The 24,762-nt window shown below is 66.1% G+C and carries 19 protein-coding genes and 1 pseudogene; 11 read left to right on the top strand and 9 right to left on the bottom strand.

Going from position 1 to position 24,762, the window contains the following annotated elements; all coding sequences use genetic code 11:
• Window positions 1-3 precede the first annotated feature (3 nt).
• Window positions 4-1,701 carry a hydantoinase/carbamoylase family amidase gene (locus HV701_RS24530; protein ID WP_175135606.1) on the top strand — a complete coding sequence of 566 codons (1,698 nt, stop codon included), beginning with the start codon at window positions 4-6 and terminating at the stop codon, window positions 1,699-1,701.
• Window positions 1,702-1,704: 3 nt separating this feature from the next.
• Complete coding sequence (locus HV701_RS24525; RefSeq protein WP_175135605.1) at window positions 1,705-2,937, top strand: M20 family metallopeptidase; 1,233 nt, start codon at window positions 1,705-1,707, stop codon at window positions 2,935-2,937.
• 52 nt (window positions 2,938-2,989) lie between these two features.
• Here the strand turns inward: HV701_RS24525 and HV701_RS24520 are convergent, their stop codons facing one another.
• On the bottom strand, window positions 2,990-5,041 hold the full coding sequence (locus HV701_RS24520) for an OPT family oligopeptide transporter (RefSeq protein WP_175135604.1): 2,052 nt from the start codon (window positions 5,039-5,041) through the stop codon (window positions 2,990-2,992).
• 295 nt (window positions 5,042-5,336) lie between these two features.
• Between HV701_RS24520 and mdeB the strand changes: the two genes are divergently transcribed.
• From mdeB to HV701_RS24505, 3 genes are all read left to right on the top strand, one after another.
• Window positions 5,337-8,024, top strand: coding sequence for an alpha-ketoglutarate dehydrogenase (gene mdeB, locus HV701_RS24515; RefSeq protein WP_175135610.1), 2,688 nt, complete (start codon window positions 5,337-5,339; stop codon window positions 8,022-8,024).
• A gap of 243 nt (window positions 8,025-8,267) precedes the next feature.
• Window positions 8,268-10,565, top strand: coding sequence for an NADP-dependent malic enzyme (locus HV701_RS24510; RefSeq protein WP_175135603.1), 2,298 nt, complete (start codon window positions 8,268-8,270; stop codon window positions 10,563-10,565).
• A 147-nt stretch (window positions 10,566-10,712) separates the two neighbouring features.
• Window positions 10,713-11,165 carry a DUF2214 family protein gene (locus tag HV701_RS24505; protein ID WP_175135602.1) on the top strand — a complete coding sequence of 151 codons (453 nt, stop codon included), beginning with the start codon at window positions 10,713-10,715 and terminating at the stop codon, window positions 11,163-11,165.
• Window positions 11,166-11,205: 40 nt separating this feature from the next.
• Here the strand turns inward: HV701_RS24505 and HV701_RS24500 are convergent, their stop codons facing one another.
• From HV701_RS24500 to HV701_RS24465, 8 genes are all read right to left on the bottom strand, one after another.
• On the bottom strand, window positions 11,206-12,318 hold the full coding sequence (locus HV701_RS24500) for a hypothetical protein (protein ID WP_175135601.1): 1,113 nt from the start codon (window positions 12,316-12,318) through the stop codon (window positions 11,206-11,208).
• A gap of 128 nt (window positions 12,319-12,446) precedes the next feature.
• Window positions 12,447-13,757: a citrate synthase gene (gene gltA / locus HV701_RS24495; protein WP_175135600.1), complete on the bottom strand. Its 1,311-nt coding sequence runs from the start codon at window positions 13,755-13,757 to the stop codon at window positions 12,447-12,449.
• Between the two features lie 19 nt (window positions 13,758-13,776).
• On the bottom strand, window positions 13,777-14,037 hold the full coding sequence (locus HV701_RS24490; protein ID WP_175135599.1) for an FAD assembly factor SdhE: 261 nt from the start codon (window positions 14,035-14,037) through the stop codon (window positions 13,777-13,779).
• Window positions 14,038-14,063: 26 nt separating this feature from the next.
• Window positions 14,064-14,780 (bottom strand): succinate dehydrogenase iron-sulfur subunit, encoded by a 717-nt coding sequence (locus HV701_RS24485; protein ID WP_175135598.1) that lies wholly within the window; start codon window positions 14,778-14,780, stop codon window positions 14,064-14,066.
• Window positions 14,781-14,798: 18 nt separating this feature from the next.
• Window positions 14,799-16,565: a succinate dehydrogenase flavoprotein subunit gene (gene sdhA / locus HV701_RS24480; RefSeq protein ID WP_272909237.1), complete on the bottom strand. Its 1,767-nt coding sequence runs from the start codon at window positions 16,563-16,565 to the stop codon at window positions 14,799-14,801.
• A 15-nt stretch (window positions 16,566-16,580) separates the two neighbouring features.
• Window positions 16,581-16,964 carry a succinate dehydrogenase, hydrophobic membrane anchor protein gene (gene sdhD / locus HV701_RS24475; protein WP_175135597.1) on the bottom strand — a complete coding sequence of 128 codons (384 nt, stop codon included), beginning with the start codon at window positions 16,962-16,964 and terminating at the stop codon, window positions 16,581-16,583.
• Window positions 16,965-17,381: a succinate dehydrogenase, cytochrome b556 subunit gene (gene sdhC / locus HV701_RS24470; RefSeq protein WP_006389362.1), complete on the bottom strand. Its 417-nt coding sequence runs from the start codon at window positions 17,379-17,381 to the stop codon at window positions 16,965-16,967. It lies immediately after the preceding gene.
• Between the two features lie 121 nt (window positions 17,382-17,502).
• A complete protein-coding gene (locus HV701_RS24465) occupies window positions 17,503-18,282 on the bottom strand; it encodes a GntR family transcriptional regulator (protein WP_175135596.1) in 780 nt (259 codons plus the stop codon).
• A gap of 372 nt (window positions 18,283-18,654) precedes the next feature.
• Between HV701_RS24465 and HV701_RS24460 the strand changes: the two genes are divergently transcribed.
• The 6 genes and pseudogenes from HV701_RS24460 to HV701_RS26880 form a co-directional block, all read left to right on the top strand.
• Window positions 18,655-19,644 (top strand): malate dehydrogenase, encoded by a 990-nt coding sequence (locus HV701_RS24460; RefSeq protein ID WP_175135595.1) that lies wholly within the window; start codon window positions 18,655-18,657, stop codon window positions 19,642-19,644.
• Window positions 19,645-19,910: 266 nt separating this feature from the next.
• The gene (gene prpB, locus HV701_RS24455; RefSeq protein ID WP_175135594.1) at window positions 19,911-20,801 is read left to right on the top strand and encodes a methylisocitrate lyase; all 891 of its coding nucleotides are present in this window, start codon (window positions 19,911-19,913) and stop codon (window positions 20,799-20,801) included.
• A 90-nt stretch (window positions 20,802-20,891) separates the two neighbouring features.
• Window positions 20,892-22,097, top strand: coding sequence for a bifunctional 2-methylcitrate synthase/citrate synthase (gene prpC, locus HV701_RS24450; protein ID WP_175135593.1), 1,206 nt, complete (start codon window positions 20,892-20,894; stop codon window positions 22,095-22,097).
• An 82-nt stretch (window positions 22,098-22,179) separates the two neighbouring features.
• Window positions 22,180-23,631, top strand: a complete 1,452-nt coding sequence (locus HV701_RS24445; RefSeq protein WP_175135592.1) for a bifunctional 2-methylcitrate dehydratase/aconitate hydratase — start codon at window positions 22,180-22,182, stop codon at window positions 23,629-23,631.
• Window positions 23,632-24,030: 399 nt separating this feature from the next.
• Window positions 24,031-24,459, top strand: coding sequence for a CopD family protein (locus tag HV701_RS24440; RefSeq protein ID WP_175135591.1), 429 nt, complete (start codon window positions 24,031-24,033; stop codon window positions 24,457-24,459).
• A gap of 36 nt (window positions 24,460-24,495) precedes the next feature.
• Window positions 24,496-24,762: pseudogene (locus tag HV701_RS26880) on the top strand (DNA methyltransferase); the annotation flags it as partial.

Raw genomic sequence — 24,762 nt, 5'->3', positions numbered from 1 at the left:
ACCATGGCCCACACCCTCGCCCAATTCAATGACGCCACGCCGCAAGACGCGGCCGCCATGCTGGCCGACCTGTATCCGCACGCGCCCTGGGCCGCCGAGCAGGCCGTGCGGGCACGGCCGATGCTCAGCGTGGCCCAGCTGCAGTTGGCCTTGCAGCGCGCGGTGGACGAGACCGACGCCGCCACGCAATTGGCCTTGCTGCGCGCCCAACCCGCCCCCACGCCCGGCGCCGGGGCGGATGCCGCGCGGGCCGCCGACTATGCCGCGCGCTTCGGCTTTCCCTTCATCCTGTCCCACTACGGCCCGCGCGGCGCCGGACCGCAAGACGGCCAATGGGCCCAGGCCCTCGAACGCCGCCAGCACAACGCGCAAGATGACGAACGCCGCGAGGCCCTGCGTCAGTTGCACCGCGATGCCGAAGTGCGGCTGTACGAACGCTTCGGCGTCGAGCCCGACCTGGGCAACGACATCTGGGACTGGCAGGAGAAACTCAGCGCGCACAGCGACCCCGGCTATGCCGAGAACGGCCAGCTCACCGTCACCTACCTGACGGACGCGCACCGTGCCTGCGCGCAGCGCATCTCGCATTGGATGCGCGATTGCGGCTTCGACGAAGTCGGCATCGACGCAGTCGGCAACGTGGTCGGCCGCTACCACGCGGCCCGCGCCGACGCGCCGATCCTGATGAGCGGCAGCCACTACGACACGGTGCGCAACGCCGGCAAGTACGATGGCCGCCTCGGCATCTTCGTGCCGATGGCCTGCGTGCGCGCGCTGCACCGCCAGGGCCGGCGCCTGCCCTACGCGATCGAAGTGATCGGTTTCTCCGAGGAGGAAGGCCAGCGCTATCCCGCCACCTTCCTTGGCTCCGGCGCGCTGATCGGCGACTTCCAGCCGCGCTGGCTGGAACAGCAGGATGCCGACGGCATCAGCATGCGCGAAGCGATGGCGCACGCGGGGCTGTGCGTCGACGATATCCCCAAGCTCAAGCGCGACCCGACCCGCTATCTGGGCTTCGTCGAGGTGCACATTGAACAGGGGCCCGTGCTCAATGAGATGGGCCTGCCGCTCGGCGTGGTCACTTCCATCAACGGCTGCGTGCGCTACCGGGCGCGGATCCACGGCACCGCCTGCCACGCCGGCACCACGCCGATGGACCGGCGCCGCGACGCCGCCGTGGCCGCGGCCGAGCTGATCGTGTTCGTCGAGGGCCGCGCCGCGCGCGACGGCGACTCGGTCGGCACCGTCGGCATGCTGGAAGTGCCCAATGGCTCGATCAACGTGGTGCCCGGCGAATGCCGCTTCAGCCTCGACCTGCGCGCGCCCAGCGATGCGCAGCGCGACGCGCTGGCCACCGACGTGCTGGCCGAACTCGAAGCGATCTGCCAGCGCCGCGGCCTGCGCTACACGCTCGAGGAAACCATGCGCGCCGCCGCCGCGCCCAGCGCGCCGGCCTGGCAACAGCGCTGGGAACGCGCGGTGCAGGCACAGGGCGTGCCGGTCCACCGCATGCCCAGCGGCGCCGGCCACGATGCCATGAAGCTGCACGAGGTCATGCCCCAGGCCATGCTGTTCGTGCGCGGCCAAAACGCCGGCATCAGCCACAATCCGCTTGAATCCACCACCAACCACGACATGCAGCTGGCCGCCCAGGCGATGCAGCGGCTGCTTGACGATCTCGCCAACGAAGCAACGAGCTGAACCATGACCGATTACGCCCGACTCGACGCCTGGGTGGACGCCCACTTCGATGAAGAAGTGCGCTTCCTGCAGGAACTGGTGCGCGTGCCGACCGACACGCCGCCGGGCAACAACGCCCCGCACGCCGTGCGCACCGCCGAACTGCTGCAAGGTTTCGGCCTTGCGGCCGAGTCTCACCCCGTGCCCGCCGACGACGTGCGCGCCTATGGCATGGAGTCCATCACCAACCTGATCGTGCGCCGCGAATACGGCGCCGGCGGCCGGCGCGTGGCGCTCAACGCCCACGGCGACGTGGTGCCGCCAGGCGATGGCTGGGAACACGATCCCTATGGCGCCGAGATCGTTGACGGCAGCCTGTACGGCCGCGCCGCCGCGGTCAGCAAGAGCGATTTCGCCAGCTTCACTTTCGCGCTGCGCGCCCTGGAGGCGGTGGCCCGTCCGCGCCAGGGCGCGGTCGAGCTGCACTTCACCTACGACGAGGAATTCGGCGGCCTGCTGGGGCCGGGCTGGCTGCTGCGCCAGGGGCTGACGAAACCCGACCTGCTCATCGCCGCCGGCTTCAGCTATGAAGTGGTGACGGCGCACAACGGCTGCCTGCAGATGGAGGTCACCGTGCATGGCAAGATGGCGCACGCCGCCATCCCCGCCACCGGCGTGGACGCGCTGCAAGGCGCGGTCGCCATCATGAACGCGCTGTATGCACAGAACGCGCGCTACCGCGAGATCACCTCGCAGGTCGAAGGCATCAGCCACCCCTACCTGAACATCGGCCGCATCGAAGGCGGCACCAACACCAACGTGGTGCCCGGCAAGGTGGTGTTCAAACTCGACCGGCGCATGATCCCGGAAGAAAACGCGGCCGAGGTCGAGGCCGACATCCGCCGCATCATAGGAGAAGCCGCGGCCGCCATGCCCGGCATTCGTGTCGAGATCAAGCGCCTGCTGCTGGCCAACGCCATGCGACCGCTGCCTGGCAACCAGCCGCTGGTCGATGCCCTGCGCAAGCACGGCCAGGAGCTGTTCGGCGAGCCCATCCCCGCCATGGGCACGCCGCTGTATACCGACGTGCGCCTGTATGCCGAAGCGGGCATCCCCGGCGTGATCTACGGCGCTGGCCCGCGCACCGTGCTGGAATCGCACGCCAAGCGCAACGATGAACGCGTCGTGCTGGAAGACCTGCGGCGCGCCACCAAGGTCATCGCCCGCACCCTGGCCGACCTGCTGCAGCCGGCATGAAAACAGGGCATGGCGTCCACGCGCCATGCCCTGTGACCGAACCGCGGCGATGCTACGCCAGCCGCATCACGCGGCGCCAGAACAGCACCGCCACCAGCGCGAACACCGCCAGCCCCAGGAACGAGGCAGTGCGCGCGAATTCCTCGCCCGCGATCGCCAGCGGCGCATCGGTGCCGGCGGCGCCGATGATGGCCGCCATCACCACGCCCACCAGGCTCTCGCCCACGATCAGGCCAGAGGCGATCAGCACGCCGCGCCGGTTGGCGGCCTCGGCGAACGTCGCATGATCCTTGCCCGCCGCCGCCGCCCGGCGGCGCAGCGCCCGCTCCAGCATCCAGGCCAGCAGCGCGCCCACCACGATCGGCGCCGCCACGGTCGGCGGCAGATAGATGCCGATGCCCACGGCCAGCACCGGAACGCGGGCCACCTTGCAGGTGCGCTTGAGGATCTCGTCGACCACGATCAGGCCCACGCCCACCGCCATGCCGATCAGGATCATGGTCCAGTTCAACTGATGGGTGAAGATGCCGCGCGCGATCGCCAGCATCAGCGTGGCCTGCGGCGCCGACAGTGCCTGGGACGGGTCCATGCCCTCGCGTGGCATGGCGTCGGCGAAACCGTAGGCGTTGTACAGCAGATCCAGCACCGGCGAAATCACCGCCGCGCCCAGCACGCAGCCGATCAGCAGCGCCACCTGCTGGCGCCACGGCGTTGCGCCGACCAGCCAGCCGGTCTTCAGGTCCTGCAGGTTGTCGTTGGAGATCGAAGCCACCGCCACCACCGCCGAGGTGCTGAAGATCGCCAGCGCGATCGTCATCTGCACGCCGTTCTGCGTCGCCAGCAGCTCACCGCCCAGCACCAGCATCAACAGCGACACCAGCACGATGGCGACGATGCCGACGCCCGAGATGGGGCTGGTCGACGTGCCCACCAGGCCAGCCATGTAGCCGCAGGCCGCCGCCACCAGGAAGCCGAACACGAAGGCGAACAGGACCGCGTACGCCACCAGCTTCCAGATGGCCGCGGCCGACAGCGGCGCATCCGCCAGGAATACCTGGAAAGTGATCACCAGCACCGCCACCAGCACCAGCGTGACGACCGAGATCCAGCCGGCCGACAGATCGCGCTCGGTGCGCGGCGCCTTGCCGGCATGCGCCGCGCCGGCCCGGGAGAGCGCAGCGAACGAGGCCTTGACGCCGCGCGCCATCGGCAAGAACAGCGTCGCCAGGGTCCAGATGGCGCCGACGCCGATCACGCCGGCGCCGATGAAGCGCACCTGCGACGACCACAGCCCGGTGGCAAACTTCGCCAGCGACATGCCGGCGGGCATGTCGGCCATCGAGGTCAGGATCGGCACTGCGATGCCCCACGCGATCACCAGCCCGGTCAGCATGGCCAGGCCCGCCACAATGCCGATCAGATAGCCGGCCCCCAACAGCGCCAGCGAAAAGCCCATCGGCAGCCGGAACACCGCGCCGCCCAGCGAGAACCAGCCGCTGACGCCATCGCCCAGCACGCGCAGGCCGCTGGCGGCAAAACTGACCGCCGCCGCCACCACGCCGCCGCTGACGATGTCACCCATGCCGGTAGCGGCCGGTTTGGACGGCGCCCGCCCCGCCTCCTCGGCCGCGTCCTGGGCGCGCTCGGCGCTGCCGACCCGCAGGATCTCGGCCGCCGCCACGCCTTCGGGATACGGCAGGTCGCTCTGCACGACCATCACATGGCGCAGCGGAATCGTGAACATCACGCCGAGCATGCCGCCAGCCGCGCAGATGCCCAGCGTCTGCCAGAATGGAAAGCCCTGCCAGTGGCCCATCATGACCAGGGCAGGCAGGATGAAAATGATGGCGGACAGCGTGCCGGCCGCCGAGGCCTGCGTCTGCACCATGTTGTTTTCGAGGATGTTGGCGTCCTTGAACAGCCGCAACACCGACATCGAAATTACCGCCGCCGGGATCGCCGACGAAAAGGTCAGGCCGACCTTGAGCCCCAGGAACACATTGGAGGCGGTGAAGATGACGGTGATCACTGCGCCCAGCAGCACGCCGCGGAACGTCAGTTCCGGTAGCGTGACTTCCGCCGGGACGCGGGTAGGTTGAGTCATTGAAGTCTCCCTTTACTGGCCGGGACGCGAACCCGCCGCTGAGACGGGACGGCCCGGCTATCAGGGCGTTGCCGCCCTGTCTGGTTGCCGGTTTGTTTTTTGTGAAGCGCGAATTCTAGCGCCTCGGCGTCCAGCAGGTGGTCACCACAGGTAAGCGGGCCTTGACGGCAGATTATGCCGCCCAACCCAGCGCGGGCAAACGAATATGCTGAAAATCTGTTTTTCGCCCCGGCATTTTGATCACTCATGCCCCGGCGACAGGACTAGCATGGCGCTACAAGGAGACAAAACCATCATGTGCGACGCCAGCCATTCCTCCGCCGGAGCCGACCACCGGCAAGACACCGACCCCGCCGAAACCGCCGAATGGCGTGACGGGCTGCAATCCCTGGTCGAGGCCTCGGGCGCGCAACGGGCGGGCTATGTGCTGGATAACCTGCTGGGGCACGCCGCCACGCTGGGACTGCGGGCCAACAGCCAGACGCACACCGCCTACCTGAACACCATTCCGGCCGACCAGGAACCGCCCTTCCCCGGCAACCTGGCGGTCGAGGAGCGCATCGCCCGCATCAACCGCTGGAACGCGCTGGCCATGGTGGTGCGCGCCAACCAGGCCCATGGCGAGTTGGGCGGCCACATCGCCAGCTACGCCTCGGCCGCCGACCTGTTCGAGGTCGGCTTCAACCATTTCTTCCGCGCCAGTACCGCCGACGGCCCGGGCGACCTGGTCTACATGCAGCCGCACTCGGCGCCCGGCGTCTATGCCCGCGCCTACCTGGAGGGGTTCCTGAGCGAAGACGACCTGGCCCACTTCCGCCAGGAAATCACCGCCACCTCACGCGGCCTGCGCGGGCTGTCGTCGTACCCACACCCCTGGCTGATGCCGGATTTCTGGCAATTCCCCACCGGCTCGATGGGCATCGGCCCGATCAATGCCATCTACCAGGCGCGCTTCATGCGCTACCTGGAACACCGCTCGCTGGTGCCCGCGAGCGACCGCAAGGTCTGGGGCATCTTCGGCGACGGCGAGATGGACGAGCCCGAATCGATCGCCGCGCTGACGCTGGCCGCGCGCGAGAAGCTCGACAATCTGGTGTTCGTGGTCAACTGCAACCTGCAACGCCTGGACGGCCCGGTGCGCGGCAACGGCCGCATCATCGACGAACTCGAAACCCTGTACGCCGGCGCCGGCTGGAACGTCATCAAGCTGGTCTGGGGCAGCGACTGGGACGCCCTGCTGCGACGCGACACCAATGGCGCCCTGGCGCGCGCCTTCGCCAACACGGTGGACGGCCAGTTCCAGACCTTCGCCGCCAACGACGGCGCCTTCAACCGCGCCCACTTCTTCAACCAGAATCCCGAGATTGCCGCGCTGGTGGCCGACTGGAGCGACGAGGCCATCGACCGCCTGCACCGCGGCGGCCACGACATGGTCAAGATCCATGCCGCCTATCACCGCGCCGCCCATCATCGCGGCCAGCCCACCGTGATCCTGGCGCAGACCAAGAAAGGCTTCGGCATGGGCACGGCCGGCCAGGGCAAGATGACCACCCACCAGCAGAAGAAGCTGGACGACGAAGCGCTGCTGGCGTTCCGCGACCGCTTCGCCCTGCCGATCTCCGACGCCGACTGCCTGGCGCTCAAGTTCTACCGCCCTGCCGAGGACAGCGCCGAACTGCGCCACCTGCAGGCGCGCCGCGCCGCGCTGGGCGGCCACATCCCGCGCCGCCGGACGCAGGCGCCGCGCCTGGCGCCGCCGGCGGTCGATCAGTGGGCGCGCTTCGCGCTGGCCGCCGACGGCAAGGAAATGTCGTCCACCATGGCCATCGTGCGCATGCTGACGGCGCTGCTGAAAGACCCGCAGATCGGCCCGCGCATCGTGCCCATCGTGGCCGACGAGGCCCGCACCTTCGGCATGGCCAACCTGTTCCGCCAGATCGGCATCTACTCGGCGCAGGGCCAGTTGTACGAGCCCGAGGACATCGGCTCGGTACTGTATTACCGCGAGGCGCGCGACGGCCAGATCCTGGAAGAAGGCATCACCGAGGCCGGCGCGATCTCGTCGTGGACGGCGGCTGGCACCAGCTATTCGGTCAATGGCCTGCCGATGCTGCCTTTCTACATCTATTACTCGATGTTCGGCTTCCAGCGCATCGGCGATCTGATCTGGGCCGCGGCCGACCAGCGCACGCGCGGCTTTCTCATCGGCGCCACGTCGGGCCGCACCACCCTGGGCGGCGAAGGCCTGCAGCACCAGGACGGCTCCAGCCACATCATGGCCGCCACCGTGCCCAATTGCCGCGCCTACGATCCCGCCTACGCCTACGAAGTGGCGGTGATCGTCGAATACGGCATGCGCCGCATGCTGGACGAGCAGCGCGACGAGTTCTTCTACCTGACCGTCACCAACGAAAACCTGGCACAGCCCGACCTGCCGCAGGACGGCGCGGCGGCCGAAGGCATCCTGCGCGGCATGTACCGCCTGCGTCCGGCCCGCCAGCAGGCGGCGGTGCGCCTGCTGGGCGCCGGCCCCATGCTGCGCGAAGCGGAAATGGCCGCGGAGCGGCTGCACGCGGAATATGGCGTCGATGCCGAGGTCTGGAGCGTGACCAGCTTCTCGGAACTGGCGCGCGACGGCCGCGAGGCCGAACGCGCCCGCGCCCTCGGCCTGCCCGCCACGGCGGACTCGGACTGGGTCCGCACCTGCCTGGGCGGCAGCGATGCGCCGGTGATCGCCGCCAGCGACTACGTGCGCGCCGTGCCCGAGCAGATCCGCGCCTGGGTGCCCGCGCCCTACCGCACGCTCGGCACCGACGGCTTCGGCCGCAGCGACACCCGCGCCCGCCTGCGCGACTTCTTCGAGGTCAGCGCCGACTGGATCGTGCTGCACGCGCTCGACAGCCTGGGCCGCCAGGACCAGGCGGACGCATTGCGCCGCAAACTCGGCGCGGCCGACCGCGCCACACCTCCCTGGGCGCAATAACAGCCTGAAAGAAAAGGAGAAAAGCGCCGCTCCGGGGCTTTTCCCTTTTTTCATCGGCATCATCGAAAGATACGCGGGCTTGACCAAAATCGGACGATCGCTGCGCTGCAGCAACCAATCCGTGCCGCTTTCTGTTGAAATACGGGTGTTCCCTAAGCATTTCCCAAAGAATACGGCGGGCCGCGAGCCCGCTTTTTGCTTTCCGTTTATTACCTACCGTTAGCGCCGAAAAGGCTATATCCCATGGACGAAACCCTCACCAAGCTGGCGTTGGATTACCACGCCTATCCCACTCCCGGCAAAATCTCGGTCACCCCGACCAAGCCCCTCGCCAACCAGGACGACCTGTCGCTGGCGTACTCGCCCGGCGTGGCCGCCGCCTGCATGGCCATCTTCGACCAGGGCGATGACGCCGCGTCCAAGTACACCTCGCGCGGCAATCTGGTGGGCGTGATCACCAATGGCACCGCCGTGCTGGGCCTGGGCAACATCGGCCCGCTGGCCGCCAAGCCAGTCATGGAAGGCAAGGGCTGCCTGTTCAAGAAGTTCGCCGGCATCGACGTGTTCGACATCGAACTGGCCGAGAACGACCCCGACAAGCTGGTCGACATCATCGCCGCGCTCGAACCCACGCTCGGCGGCGTCAACCTGGAAGACATCAAGGCGCCCGAGTGCTTCTACATCGAGAAGAAGCTGCGCGAGCGCATGAAGATCCCCGTCTTCCACGACGACCAGCACGGCACCGCCATCATCTCGTCGGCCGCCATCCTCAACGGCCTGAAAGTCGTGGGCAAGGACATCGGCACCGTCAAGCTGGCCTGCTCGGGCGCCGGCGCCGCCGCCATCGCCTGCCTGGACCTGCTGGTGCACCTGGGCATCAAGCGCGAGAACATCTACGTGGTGGACTCGCGCGGCGTGATCTGGGACGGCCGCGATGAAAACATGGAAGCCAACAAGAAGCGCTACGCGCAGAAGACCGACGCGCGCACGCTGGCCGACGTGGTCAACGGCGCCGACGTGTTCCTGGGCTGCTCGACCGCCGGCGTGCTGACCGCCGACATGGTCAAGACCATGGCCGACCGGCCGCTGATCCTGGCGCTGGCCAACCCGGAGCCGGAAATCCGCCCGGAAGTCGCCAAGGCCGCCCGCCCCGACTGCATCATCGCCACCGGCCGTTCGGACTACCCGAACCAGGTCAACAACGTGCTGTGCTTCCCCTTCATTTTCCGCGGCGCCATGGATGCCGGCGCCTCGCGCATCACCGAGGAAATGAAGCTGGCGTGCGTCAAGGCCATCGCCGAACTGGCCCAGGCCGAGCAGAACGATGAAGTGGCCCGCGCCTACGCCGGCCAGGAACTGTCGTTCGGCGCCGACTACATCATCCCCAAGCCGTTCGACCCGCGCCTGATCGTGCAGATCGCGCCGGCCGTGGCCCAGGCCGCCGCCGACTCCGGCGTGGCGGCCCGCCCAATCGAGGACATCGAGGCCTACCGCCAGAAGCTGATGGGCTTCGTCTACCACTCGGGCCAGCTGATGCGCCCGCTGTTCGCGCAGGCCAAGAAGGCGCCCAAGCGCGTCATCTACGCCGATGGCGAAGACGAGCGCGTGCTGCGCGCGGTGCAGACCGTGGCCGACGAGAAGCTGGCGTTCCCGATCCTGATCGGCCGCCCGTCCGTGATCGAGATGCGTATCAAGAAGTTCGGCCTGCGCCTGATGGCCGGCCAGGACTTCGAGATCGTCGATCCCGAAGACGACAGCCGTTTCAACGAAACCTGGACTGCGTACTACCAGCTCAAGGGCCGCGAAGGCGTGACCCCGGCCATCGCCAAGGCGATGATCCGCAAGCACAACACGCTGATCGGCGCGATGCTGCTGCGTCGTGGCGATGCCGACGCCCTGCTGTGCGGCGTGGCCAGCAAGTACGACAACCAGCTCAAGTACATCGACGAAATCATCGGCAAGAAGGAAGGCCAGACCTACGCCGCCCTGAACGTGTTGATGCTGCCCGACCAGACGCTGTTCGTCACCGACACGCACGTCAACGAGAACCCGTCTGCCGAAGAAGTGGCCAACATCACCATCCAGGCCGCCGACGAAATGCTGCGTTTTGGCGTGGTGCCCAAGATCGCCCTGCTGTCACACTCGAACTTCGGCAGCCGCGTCACGGAATCCTCGCGCAAGATGGCCACCGCGCGCCAGATCGTGCAGGACCGCGCGCCCGACCTGGAGGTGGACGGCGAAATGCATGCCGACGCCGCCCTGTCGGAAAAGATCCGCGTGCTGGCCTACCCCGACAGCACCCTGAAGGGCCGCGCCAACCTGTTGGTCATGCCGACGCTGGACACCGGCAACATCACGTACAACATGCTGAAAATGACCGGCAGCAATGGCGTCGCGATGGGCCCGATCCTGCTGGGCGCCGCGCGCCCCGTGCACATCCTGACGACCAGCGCCACTGTGCGCCGCATCGTCAACATGACCGCCCTGGCCGTGGTCGATGCGCAGCAGGAAGCCGCCGAGGCCGCCAAGAAGCGCCGTTGATCGCATTGCGCTGACCCGCAAATCCAGGACGCCCCACGGGGCGTCCTTTTTTTGGCTGGCTTGGCGGGCGCGGTGGTGCGCGGCTTCGGCCGGATGGTACAAACTGGGCTGACCCTGCCCGCCCTTTCCCTACTGGAGCCCGACCCTATGCTGCTCGACGCCTTCCTGGCCTGGTTTCACTTCCTGGCCATCTTCGTGCTGGTGGTGGTGTTGACTGCCGAAGCGGTGTTGTTGCGTCCCGACCTGACGCCCGCCGCGCTCAAGCGCCTGCTGGTTTATGACCGCCTGTACCTGCTCAGCGCGATCCTGGTGTTGGTCACCGGCGTGCTGCGCCTGACGCTCGGCATCAAGGGTGCCGCCTTCTACATGGGCAACCCCTGGTTCCACGCCAAGATCACGCTGTTCGTCCTCATCGGCCTCTGTTCGGCCCCGCCAACACTGGCCTTCCTGCGCTGGGCGAAGCAGGCGCGCCAGCAACCGGCCTTCGTGCCGGACACCGCGCAGATCAAACGCGCCCGCCGCTGGGTGATGATCGAGTCGCACCTGTTCATCTTCCTGCCGCTGTTCGCCGTGCTGATGGCGCGCGGCATCGGCACCTAGAAGACGCGCCCGGCAAACGATCCGCGCGACCTCGCGCGTCTCAGGGACAGCGCGCGCGGGTCGGCTGCCGGGGCTTCTCGTCACCCACGGTGATCGTGGCGAAGTGAAACACGCCCACCGTATCGTTCCCGACCACGCCGACGACCTCGCCGTCCAATTTCTGCATCACCGACATGCCCTCAGGCACGTCGGCCTGGCCGTCGCGCGTGGCCACCTGGCCATTCCACGGACTCAGCACCAGCACGCCTGGAAACGGTTCGCGCGCATCGCCGCGACCGCGCCGCATGGTCTGCACCTGCGTGCCGGCGGCGTAGCTCACGCCACCCAGGCGCGTCGGGCAGGCCAGCTCCGCATCGCTGACCCGCAGCAGGCGCCGCTGGTCATCCAGGTAGAGGCGCGGCTCGCTCAATGGCAGGCCGAACACATTGACCGCGACCGGGTCCTTGACCTCGATGCGCCATCGATCCGGGTCGCGCGAGCCATCGGTATAGACCGTGCCGCTCGACCCGTACACGATGGAACCTGCCGCCAAATCCAGGCCCTCGACCCGGTTGCCCGGGCCCAGCACGCACTTGTTCAGCATCTTCATTGCGCCGTCGCGCGCCACGTCGAATTCGATGTCCCGGGTGGCATCGCACTGCCAGCCCTGCACCGGCTGGCTGCCCGTACCGCGCAGCAGCACGCTGCGCGGGTGGCGGCCACGCAGCGCATAGGTCTCGCTGTCGTAGTCGGCATCCAGATAGCGCCGCGCACTCGACGCCTGCACGCCGTACATGGCCACCGGCTGCGCAAACTCGGCTTCGACATAGGTTTCCAACTGGCCTTCGTCCTGCAGCTTGAGGCGCGTGCCGGCGGGCATGGCAATGCCTGCGACCGTCGTCGCTGCCGCCAGGGTGACGTTGCGGGCGGCCTCGCGGCGTTCGCCTTCACGCTCGATCCGCCAGATGACCGTCTGGACCCAGGCATAGAAGGCAAAGGGAACCAGCAGCACCACAAACAACAGGCTGGACGTCTTCCAGTATTTGCGGACCGTGCGGCGCGCCCGCCCGCTGGCAACCAGCACCAACGCCCAACCGAGCAGGGCCAGGCCGGCAAGAAACCCCAGAGAAACGAAAATATAGAAGCCCGCGGAGGGCAGCGCGATCGGAATCATGGCAAGGATGATAAACGCCAGACAACCCCGCCGCGACGGCGCGGCGCTCGGCGGAGCAACCGGACAACAAAAGAAGGGGCAACAAAAAACCGCCCGAAGGCGGTTTCTTGGTCAGGCCTGGCAGCGTATCAACGCTTGTCCATCGGCGGCACGTCGCGCGTGACCGAACCGGTGAACAGCTGGCGCGGACGGCCGATCTTGTAATCGGGATCCGACAGCATTTCGTTCCACTGGGCGATCCAACCCACCGTGCGGGCCAGCGCGAAGATGGCCGTGAACAGCGAGGTCGGGATGCCGATGGCGCGTTGGACGATACCCGAGTAGAAGTCCACGTTCGGGTACAGCTTGCGCTGCACGAAGTACGGGTCTTCCAGGGCGATGCGTTCCAGTTCCATGGCCAGCTTGAACAGGGGGTCGTTTTCCAGGCCCAGGGCCGAGAGCACTTCCTTGCACGTTTCCTGCATCAGCTTGGCGCGCGGGTCGTAGTTCTTGTAGACGCGGTGGCCAAAGCCCATCAGGCGCACGCCCGAGTTCTTGTCCTTGACCTTCTCCATGAACTCGCCGACCTTGGCGATGCCGCCATTGGCTTGCAGATCTTCGAGCATCTGCAGGCAAGCTTCGTTGGCGCCGCCGTGAGCCGGGCCCCACAGGCAAGCCACGCCGGCCGAAATGGCGGCGAACGGGTTGGTGCCCGACGAGCCGCACAGGCGCACCGTGGAGGTCGAGGCGTTCTGTTCGTGGTCGGCGTGCAGGATGAAGATGCGGTCGAGCGCGCGCTCGACGACTTCATTGACCTTGTACTCTTCGCACGGCGTGGCGAACATCATGCGCAGGAAATTGCCCGTGTAGGACAGATCGTTCTGCGGGTAGATGAACGGCTGGCCTTGCGAGTACTTGTACGCCATGGCGACCAGGGTCGGCATCTTGGCGATCAGGCGAATGGCCGAGATATGGCGGTGCTGCGGGTTCGTGATGTCGGTCGAGTCGTGATAGAACGCCGACAGCGCGCCCACCAGGCCCGTCAGGACGGCCATCGGGTGGGCATCACGACGGAAGCCGCGCAGGAAGAAATGCAGCTGTTCGTTGACCATCGTGTGATGGGTCACCTGCGAATCGAAGTCGGCCTTCTGGCCCTGGTTCGGCAGATCGCCGTTCAGGATCAGGTAGCAGATGTCCATGAAGTCGCAGTTGACGGCCAGTTGCTCGATCGGGTAGCCGCGGTACAGCAGCTCGCCCTTGTCGCCGTCGATATAGGTGATGCCCGATTCGCACGCCGCCGTCGACATGAAGCCGGGGTCGAACGTAAACATGCCCGTCTGGCCGTACAGCTTGCGAATGTCGATCACATCCGGACCGACCGTGCCCTTGTAGACAGGGAACTCAATGGGTGCGCTGCCATCCGAGAAGGATAGAGTGGCTTTTTTGTCAGACAGGTTCATGTTTTTTCCTCTCAATTAATCAGAGCGACCGCATTTGGCCGATGATGCCGCGGAGCCGGGGGGTGTCGAGCGCGCCCTCGAGCTCCTTGCGGGCCAGCAGCACGTCGAGCAGATCGTTGTCTCCCAACTCGAAAAGCTGCGTCAATGCGGTCACGTCATCATCGGTCAGCTCGGCCTCGTAGGCGTCGAGATACCGGGTGATGATCAAGTCGTTTTCGAGCAGGCCCCGGCGCGCCCGCCAACGCAGCCGCGCCCGTTCCAGTTCAGTAAGCCTGCTCATCATTACACCTTAAATACACCAATCCACTAGACCGCGCGACGGACCATCAGTTCCTTGATCTTGCCAATGGCCTTGGTCGGATTCAGCCCCTTGGGACAGACGTCGACGCAGTTCATGATGGTGTGGCAACGGAACAGGCGGTACGGATCTTCCAGGTTGTCCAGACGGGTGCCGGTGGCTTCGTCGCGGCTGTCGGCGATGAAGCGGTAGGCTTGCAGCAGGCCGGCCGGGCCGACGAACTTGTCCGGATTCCACCAGAACGACGGGCAGGAAGTGGAACAGCACGCGCACAGGATGCACTCGTACAGGCCATCCAGCTCTTCGCGCGCCTCGGGCGACTGCAGGCGCTCTTTCTCGGGCGGCGGCGTGTCGTTGATGAGGTACGGGCGGATCGAGTGGTACTGGTTGAAGAAGTGCGTCATGTCCACGATCAGGTCGCGGATCACGGGCAGGCCCGGCAACGGGCGCAGCACGATCGGTTCCTTCAGTTCGCGCAGGTTGGTCGTGCACGCCAGGCCGTTCTTGCCGTTGATGTTCATGGCGTCCGAACCGCACACACCTTCGCGGCACGAGCGGCGCAGGGCCAGGCTGTCATCGACGTCGTTCTTGATGCGCACCAGCGCATCGAGCAACATCTTGTCGGTCGGCTGGAGTTCCACTTCCAGCTTCTGCATGTAGGGGCGCTCGTCCTTGTCCGGATCGTAGCGGTAGATTTCGAACTTGACGATTCTCTTGGTGCTCATAGTGGGCTCTATCCGGACTTAGAAGGTACGCGCCTTGGGCGGGAAGGACTCGACCGTCAGCGGCTTCATCTGCACAGGCTTGTAATCCAGGCGGCTGCCTTCGGAATACCACAGCGTGTGCTTGAGCCAGTTCTCGTCGTCGCGGGTCGGGTGGTCGTCCAGCGCATGGGCGCCGCGGCTTTCGGTGCGGTTGGCGGCCGACTTGATGGTGGCACGGGCCACTTCGGTCATGTTGGCCAGTTCCAGCGCCTCGACGCGCGCGGTGTTGAACACCTTGGACTTGTCCTTGAAGTAGATGTTGTCGGCTTGCTTGGCCAGGTCTTCGATCTGGGTCACGCCTTCGTTCAGCAATTCCAGCGTGCGGAACACGCCGCAGTGGCGCTGCATCGAGAAGCGGATGGCGTTGCCGATGTCCTGGGTCTTTTCGCCCGAGGTGCGCGATTCCAGCTTGTTGACGCGGTCCAGCGAGAATTCGACGGCCTGCTGCGGCACGGGCTGGTGCGCGTGCTGGCGCTCGGGGTGCGAATTGACGATGTGGTTGCCAGTGGCGCGGCCGAACACGATCAGGTCCAGCAGCGAGTTGGTGCCCAGGCGGTTGGCGCCGTGCACCGACACCGCGGCGCACTCGCCGATCGCGTACAGGCCATTGACGATCTTGTTCTCGCCGTTTTCGCGCGTCAGCACCTGGCCGTGGTAGTTGGCCGGGATGCCGCCCATCTGGTAGTGGATGGTCGGGACGACGGGAATCGGTTCCTTGATCGGGTCGACGTTGCCGAACTTGATGGCGATTTCGCGGATCGAGGGCAGGCGCTTGTTGATGACGTCGGCGCCGAGGTGATCGAGCTTGAGCACCACGTAGCTGCCGTCCGGACCGCAACCGCGACCTTCCTTGATTTCCTGGTCCATCGAGCGCGACACGAAGTCGCGCGGCGCCAGGTCCTTCAGCGTGGGCGCGTAGCGTTCCATGAAGCGCTCGCCATCCTTGTTCAGCAGGATGCCGCCTTCGCCACGCACGCCTTCGGTGATCAGCACGCCGGCGCCGGCCACGCCGGTCGGGTGGAATTGCCAGAATTCCATGTCCTGCAGCGGGATGCCCGCGCGGGCGGCCATGCCCAGGCCGTCACCCGTATTGATGAAGGCGTTGGTGGAGGCGGCCCAGATACGGCCGGCGCCGCCGGTGGCCAGCACCGTGGTCTTGGCTTCCAGGATGTAGATCTCGCCGGTTTCCATTTCGAGGGCGGTCACGCCCACGACGTCGCCGGCTTCGTTGCGCAGCAGATCCAGCGCCATCCATTCGACGAAGAACTGGGTGCGGGCGGCCACGTTGCGCTGGTACAGGGTGTGCAGCAGCGCGTGGCCGGTACGGTCGGCAGCGGCACAGGCGCGCTGGACCGGCTTTTCACCGAAGTTGGCGGTGTGGCCGCCGAACGGACGCTGGTAGATGGTGCCGTCGGGGTTGCGGTCGAACGGCATGCCAAAGTGCTCGAGCTCGTACACGGCGTTCGGGGCTTCGCGGCACATGAACTCGATGGCGTCCTGGTCGCCCAGCCAGTCCGACCCCTTGACGGTGTCGTACATGTGCCAGTACCAGTTGTCTTCGCTCATGTTGCCCAGCGAGGCGCTCACGCCGCCTTGCGCGGCCACGGTGTGCGAACGCGTGGGGAACACCTTGGACAACACCGCAACGGACAGGCCCGCTTGGGACAGTTGCAGCGAACAACGCATGCCGGCTCCGCCGGCGCCAACGACCACCACATCAAACTGGCGGCGCGGCAAGGATTTCATGACAGAGACCACGGCTTAGATGCTCCAGAGGATTTGCGCGAAGTAAACGACCGAACCGACCAACCAGAGGATCGTCAGCACTTGCAGCAGCAGGCGCAGGCCCACCGGCTTGACGTAGTCCATCCAGATGTCGCGCACGCCAATCCAGGCATGCCAGGCCAACGCAACGAATGCGAGGGTCGCCAGGATCTGGCCGACCGGGAGGACGCCGACGTAGAACGTGAACAGCGCGTGCCACGATTCATACGTGAAGGCGGGCATCAACAGGATGCCGATGAGCAGCACCAGCGTGTACACGGCCATGATGACGGCGGTGATGCGCTGGATGATGAAATCCATGACGCCATAGTGCGCCCCGACGACCAGGCGCTTGGGTCCGTAGTTTTTAGCGGCAGCCATTTACAGCACTCCGAACAGTTTGAGGGCGAACACCAGGGTCAGCGCCAGGCTGACACCGAAAACCACGCCGGCGCTCTTCTTGGCCGACAGCTTGTCGATGCCCAGGTGCAGGTCCAGCAGCAGGTAGCGGATGCCCGCACAGAAGTGGTGCAGATAGCCCCAGATCAGGACCAGGAGCACGAGCTTGACGATCGGATTGCCCGCATACGCCGCCACGGCGGCGAAGGTCTGCGGCGAGGCCACGCTGGCCGCGAACAGCGGCAGAATGACCAAGGGCAGACAGAGGAAAAGCAATATGCCGCTGATGCGGTGCAGGATGGACAGCTTGCCGGCCAGGGGCAGGCGATAGGAGAACGCAACTTGGGCAAGCCCAATATTGCGAAACTGCGGACGTGGCTTGGCAGCGGTGTCGGACATGACGGCCTCGGTGTTTCGGAACTAGGGAATCGTGACGGCGCTAATGCCGTGGCCCTTGCGGGCAAACACGGTATTTTCGCCCAGAGATCGGGTTGGTATCAAATCGTAGTTAAAAAGCTCATCAATTCAGACTATTGCGGTAGTGGTATCGATCGGTCAAGTACAAGCCCCGTCGAATTTCCATGGGGCGGTCACCATAGGTGTACGACACCCGGTCCACCTGCAACAACGGCGTGCCGGCGGCAACATTAAGCAACGTACAGACTTCGGCGGGCGCGGCCACCGCGCGCAGCTTTTCGTCCGCGCGCACCATGCTGACGCCGAACTCGGATTCGAACAGGCCATAGAGCGGGGCCTTGTTGGCGCTCAACAGCTCGAAGGTAAGGCCACGGAAGATGGACCCCGGCAGCCAGATATCGTCCAACACGGTGGGCACCTGCCCCATGCACAGCAACCGGCGGATGGAGATCACGGTTTCACCCGCCCGCAGATCGAGCGCGCGCGCGATCTCGGCCGGCGCGCGCAGGCGGCGGCATTCGAGGATACGGCTTTCCGCGCGCACGGCCTCGCCCTCTTCATCGGGGGCCAGGCGCAGGAAACGGTAGCGCACACGGGCTTCATGGTGGGTGGCGACGAAGGTGCCCTTGCCCTGGCGGCGCAGCAGCAGGTGTTCGGCGGCCAACTCATCGACCGCCTTGCGCACCGTGCCCTGGCTCACCTGGAAACGGGCGGCCAGATCGATTTCGCTGGGGATGAGTTCGCCGGGCTTCCATTCGCCGCGGTCCAGGCTCTGCACGAGCAGGTCCTTGATCTGGCGGTACAGCGGACTGAAAGCGGCTCCCTCGCCCGCTGGACGGGCGGCGCGTGTGCGTAGGGGAGTTTCGGGCCGGGGGTCTGCCATGGATCGTCTTGGAAGTGTCATGTTCATCCGGAGAATGGAAGGCCGCGCGAAAAAGGCCACGCAAACGATGCGGCTTCCATTCGCATGCGCACGACTGCGGCGCCGGTGTTCTGGCCTGATACAGGCGCGCAGCCGGCGGTGCTGCGGCGCATTCGAACAAACGCTCTATTGTCGCATACCGGGGGCGGCGCTGTCCAACGTCTTATGTCTTATATAAGATATAAGATCAATTGACGCACCCGTGAATTAGTTCTAGGATTTCTGACTGTCCGGCAACCTGGCCGCCCCTTGCGCGCAGGCCGTCTTCGCCGCTCAACGGATTACACTGATTGGTGAGATTTCTTTCTCGCCACACCATTACGGAGAACGTCCATGTCTAAGCCTGCCTTGCGTGTCGCCGTCACCGGCGCCGCCGGCCAAATCGGTTACGCCCTGCTGTTCCGCATCGCCTCGGGCGAAATGCTGGGCAAAGATCAGCCCGTCATTCTGCAACTGCTTGAAATCCCCGACGAAAAAGCGCAAAAGGCCCTGAAGGGCGTCATCATGGAACTGGATGACTGCGCCTTCCCGCTGCTGCAGGAAGTCACCGCCCATAGCGATCCGCGCACGGCGTTCAAGGACGCGGACGTGGCCCTGCTGGTCGGCGCCCGCCCGCGCGGCCCCGGCATGGAACGCAAGGATCTGCTGTCGGTCAACGCGCAGATCTTCACGGCCCAGGGCAAGGCCCTGAACGACGTCGCCAGCCGCAACGTCAAGGTCCTGGTGGTCGGCAACCCGGCCAACACCAACGCCTACATCGCCATGAAGTCGGCGCCGGACCTGCCCGCCAAGAACTTCACCGCCATGCTGCGCCTGGACCACAACCGCGCCCTGTCGCAACTGGCCGCCAAGTCGGGCAAGGCCGTGGCCGACATCGAAAAGCTGGTCGTGTGGGGCAACCACTCGCCCACCATGTACCCCGACTACCGCTTCGCCACCGTCGGCGGCGAATCGCTGGCCAAGCTGATCAACGACGACGCCTGGAACCGCGACACCTTCATCCCCACCGTGGGCAAGCGCGGCGCCGCCATCATCGAGGCCCGCGGCCTGTCGTCGGCCGCCTCGGCCGCCAACGCCGCCATCGACCACGTGCGCGACTGGGTCCTGGGCAGCAACGGCAAGTGGGTCACCATGGGCATCCCGTCCGATGGCTCCTACGGCATCCCCGAAGGCATCATCTACGGCGTGCCGGTCACGACCGAAAACGGCGAGTACAAGCGCATCGAAGGCCTGGAAATCGACGCCTTCTCGCGTGAGCGCCTGGACTTCACGCTGAAAGAGCTCCTGGAAGAGCGCGACGGCGTCAAGGACCTGCTGAAGTAAGCAGCCATCAAGCAGAATTGGGCCCGTTGACGCGGGCCCAATTCGCAAGCGGACGGCCCATCCACGGATGCGCCGTCCGCGGCACGCAAACCTGTCTCTTTGCGAGCGCGCAAGGAATTGTCGCGAAGGGGACAGATTTACGTGCCGCGACCGCGTAAGGTCGTGGCCAGGCGCCGGATTCCGATCCGGCCGACCGCGGACCCGCAAGACCTGATATCCCAGCCGGGGCAACGTCACGACACCCGGCCACTATGACGGAGACCCCCATGTCCAGACCCGAATCCGCCGGCGCCCTGTTCCGCCGCGCACTCGCCGAAGAAAGCCCGTTGCAGATCATCGGCGCCATCAACGCCAACCACGCGTTGCTGGCCAAGCGGGCCGGCTACCGCGCCATCTACCTGTCGGGCGGCGGCGTGGCCGCGGGCTCGCTGGGCCTGCCTGACCTGGGCATCAACACCATGGACGACGTCCTGACCGACGTGCGCCGCATCACCGACGTCTGCGACGTGCCGCTGCTGGTCGACATCGACACCGGCTTCGGTCCCTCGGCGTTCAACATCGCCCGCACCGTCAAGAGCCTGATCAAGTTCGGCGCCGCCGCCTGCCACATCGAGGACCAGGTCGGCGCCAAGCGCTGCGGCCACCGCCCCGGCAAGGAGATCGTCAGCACCGAAGAAATGGCCGACCGCGTCAAGGCCGCGGCCGACGCCCGCACCGACAGCGACTTCTACCTGATCGCGCGCACCGACGCCATCGCCTCGCACGGCGTGGACGCCGCCATCGAGCGCGCCCTGGCCTGCGTCGAAGCCGGCGCCGACGCCATCTTCGCCGAAGCCGCCTACGACCTGCCCACCTACGACCGCTTCGTCAAGGCCGTCAAGGTGCCGGTGCTGGCCAACATCACCGAATTTGGCAAGACGCCGCTGTTCTCGGTGGAAGAGCTCAAGAGCGTGGGCGTGGGCATGGTGCTCTACCCGCTGTCGGCCTTCCGCGCCATGAACAAGGCCGCCGAGGCCGTCTACACCGCGATCCGTCGCGATGGCCACCAGAAGAACGTGGTCGACCTGATGCAGACGCGCGAGGAACTGTATGACCGCATCGGCTATCACGAATACGAATCGCGCCTGGACGCCCTGTTCCAGAAGGGCAAGGGCTGATTCGCGCCACCGCATCCGGCGCCGCGGCGACCCTGCGGCGCCCCGCTACCCCCATTGCATCGACCACCGCGAAAGGAAAGGAGTAGAGACATGAGCACGGCTCCCAAGAAGCAAGCCGCCAAGGCGGACGCCACCCCGGCCGCCAAGCCCGAAGAAAAGGCAGGCTTCAAGCCCAAGAAATCGGTCGCGCTGTCCGGCGTGGTCGCCGGCAACACCGCGCTGTGCACGGTCGGCCGCAGCGGCAACGACCTGCATTACCGTGGCTACGACATCCTGGACATCGCCCATACCAGCGAATTCGAGGAAATCGCCCACCTGCTGGTGCATGGCAAGCTGCCCAACAAGGCCGAACTGAAGGCCTACAAGGAAAAGCTGCGCGCGCTGCGCGGCCTGCCGGTGCAGCTGCAGGACGCTCTCGAGGCGCTGCCCGCCGCCAGCCACCCGATGGACGTGATGCGCACCGCCGTCTCGGTGCTGGGCTGCGTGCTGCCCGAGAAGGACGACCACAACCTGCCCGGCGCGCGCGACATCGCCGACCGCCTGATGGCCAACCTGGGCTCGGCCCTGCTGTACTGGTATCACTACAGCCACAACGGCCGCGTGATCGACGTGCAGACCGACGATGACAGCATCGGCGGCCACTTCCTGCATCTGCTGCACGGCGAGAAGCCCAGCGACGAATGGGTCAAGGCGATGCACATCTCCCTGAACCTGTACGCCGAGCACGAGTTCAACGCCTCCACCTTCACGGCCCGCGTCATCGCCGGCACCGGGTCGGACATGTATTCGGCCATCACCGGCGCGATCGGCGCGCTGCGCGGCCCCAAGCACGGCGGCGCCAACGAGGTCGCCTTCGACGTGCAGAAGCGCTACGAGACGCCGGACGAGGCCGAGGCCGACATCCGCCGCCGCGTCGAGGCCAAGGAAGTCATCATCGGCTTCGGCCACCCGGTCTACACCGTGTCCGACCCGCGCAACAAGGTCATCAAGGAAGTGGCCAAGAAGCTCTCCAAGAAGGCCGGCAGCACCAAGATGTTCGACATCGCCGAACGCCTCGAAACCGTCATGTGGGACATCAAGAAAATGTTCCCCAACCTGGACTGGTTCTCGGCTGTCAGCTACCACATGATGGGCGTGCCCACCGCCATGTTCACCCCGCTGTTCGTGATCGCGCGCACCGCGGGCTGGTCGGCCCACATCATCGAGCAGCGCGTGGACAACAAGATCATCCGCCCGACCGCCAACTACGTCGGCCCGGAAGATCAGAAGTTCGTGCCGCTCGACAAGCGCAAGTAAGACGACGACATGGGCCTGCCGACGCCTTTCCCCGCGCCGCGCGGGCCCAGTGCCGCCTGTAAACACTCAGGAGAGGTACCCAATGTCTGCCCCGATCTCCAACGTTCGTCCCGCGCCCGACCCGGTCCTGGTCGATATCGCCGACTACGTACTGAACTATGAAATCCAGAGCGGCCTGGCCTACGAGACCGCTCGCAACTGCCTGATCGACACCCTGGGCTGCGGCCTGGAAGCGCTGGAGTACCCGGCGTGCCGCAAGCTGCTGGGCCCTGTCGTCCCGGGCACCGTCGTGCCGCACGGCGCCAAGGTGCCCGGCACCCAATTCCAGCTCGATCCGGTGCAAGCCGCGTTCAACATCGGCGCGATGATCCGCTGGCTCGATTTCAACGATACCTGGCTGGCCGCCGAATGGGGCCACCCGTCCGACAACCTGGGCGGCATCCTGGCCACCGCCGACTGGCTCTCGCGCACCGCCGTGGCCGCCGGCAAGCCGCCCCTGACCATGCGCGCCGTGCTGACCGGCATGATCAAGGCGCACGAGATCCAGGGCTGCATCGCGCTGGAAAACTCCTTCAACAAGGTCGGCCTGGACCACGTGGTGCTGGTCAAGGTGGCCTCCACCGCCGTGGTCGCGCAGATGCTGGGCCTCACGCGCGATGAAGTCATCAACGCGGTGTCGCTGGCGTGGGTCGACGGCCAGAGCCTGCGCACCTATCGCCACGCGCCCAACACCGGCAGCCGCAAGAGCTGGGCCGCCGGTGACGCCACCAGCCGCGCCGTGCGGCTGGCGCTGATCGCCCGCACCGGCGAAATGGGCTACCCCTCGGTGCTATCGGCCAAGACCTGGGGCTTCTACGACGTGCTGTTCAAGGGCCAGCCGTTCAGGTTCCAGCGCCCCTACGGCAGCTACGTCATGGAAAACGTGCTGTTCAAGATCTCGTTCCCGGCCGAGTTTCACTCGCAGACCGCGGTCGAGTGCGCCATGCAGATCCATGACCGCCTCAAGGCGCTTGGCAAGTCCACCGACGACATTGCCGGCATCACCATCCGCACCCACGAGGCGTGCATCCGCATCATCGACAAGAAAGGCCCGCTGGACAACCCGGCCGACCGCGACCACTGCATCCAGTACATGGTCGCCGTCCCGCTCCTGTTCGGCCGTCTGACCGCCGCCGACTACGAGGACGATGTCGCCGCCGACCCGCGCATCGACGCCCTGCGCGACAAGATCACCTGCGTCGAGGACCCGGCCTACACCCGCGACTACCACGACCCCGACAAGCGCTCCATCGCCAACGCCCTCACTGTCAGATTCACCGACGGCACCCAGCTCGACGAGGTCGTCTGCGAATACCCCATCGGCCACAAGCGCCGCCGTGCCGACGGCATCCCCCTGCTGGAAGCCAAGTTCCGCACCAACCTGGCCCGCATCTTCCCCGCCCGCCAACAGGCCCGCATCCTGGAAGCATCGCTGGACCAGAAAAAGCTGGAAGCGATGCCGGTCCACGAATACGTCGACCTGTATGTGATCTAAGGCGACAAGCAAACACCTCCCCACCACCGCGCAGCGAACACCCTCCCGACGCAAACCACCGCGTAAGTCAAGACCGGCCGCCCACGCGGCCGATCTTGACGGGCCCCGCAAACCTCTCCACGCCCCACCGATCTGGCAGTGCACCATTTCTCGAAACCCGTAGCCCGTCGCGGTGGCGGTTTTGGGGGCGGGCAACCTCGATGCGCCCAAGGGAATCCGTAGGGAAGGCCGAAGGCCTGGACGAGGATGACGCAGGGGCAGTCCGGAGCGAACGCTCCGGACCGCCATCGTGGGCGCCCACCCCCAAAACCGCCACCGCGACGGGCGACCTACGAAGAACCACCCGCCCCCAGCAATTACAATCTCCCTTCCCCAAGAAAACAGAGACCGAACCCCACCATGTCCATGCTCTGGGTAAAAACCTTACACATCGTTTTCATTGCCTCCTGGTTCGCCGGCCTGTTCTACCTGCCCCGCATCTTCGTGAACCTGGCCCAACAATCGGATTCGGCCGTCCAGGTCACCCTGCTCGGCATGGCGCGCCGCCTCTACCGCTTCACCACCATTCTGGCCATCGTGGCCGTGGCGCTAGGCATGTGGCTGTACCTGGGCTATGGCATTGGCGTAGGCCCCGGCAACGGCTGGATGCACGCCAAGCTCTTTTTCGTCCTGCTCATCATCGGCTACCATCACGCCTGTGGCGTCATGCTGCGAAAATTCGAACAGGGCAAGAACACCCGTTCGCACAAGTTCTATCGCTGGTTCAACGAAGTTCCCGTCTTGCTGCTCTTGGTGGTGGTGGCGCTGGTCGTCGTCAAACCCTTCTGATTCCTCCCCTACCTTTGCACATTCGCCAGGATTCGTATGTCCGCTGATGACCAGGACCGCCCGCGCAAGACGCTGACGATCAAGAAAACCGCGCGCGATGCGCACGCCGAAGCCGCGCCCAAGCGTGTGCGCACCGGCGCGCGTGCGCGCCTGGTCGCCCAGAACGAGCGCACCAAGGAAAACCTCGAGCGGCAGAAGGACCCCGAAGGCTACCAGCAGCGCCAGGCCGCCGCCGCGCGCGGCGCGCGCAAGCCGGCCGAGGGCGGCCGCGGCGAAGGGGCCCGTGGCGAGGGGCCGCGCAGT

Source organism: Achromobacter pulmonis, from assembly GCF_902859765.1.
Taxonomy (GTDB): Bacteria; Pseudomonadota; Gammaproteobacteria; order Burkholderiales; family Burkholderiaceae_B; genus Achromobacter; species Achromobacter pulmonis.
The sequence above is the reverse complement of the archived record's forward strand: the minus strand, read 5'-3'. Positions and strand labels throughout refer to the sequence as shown.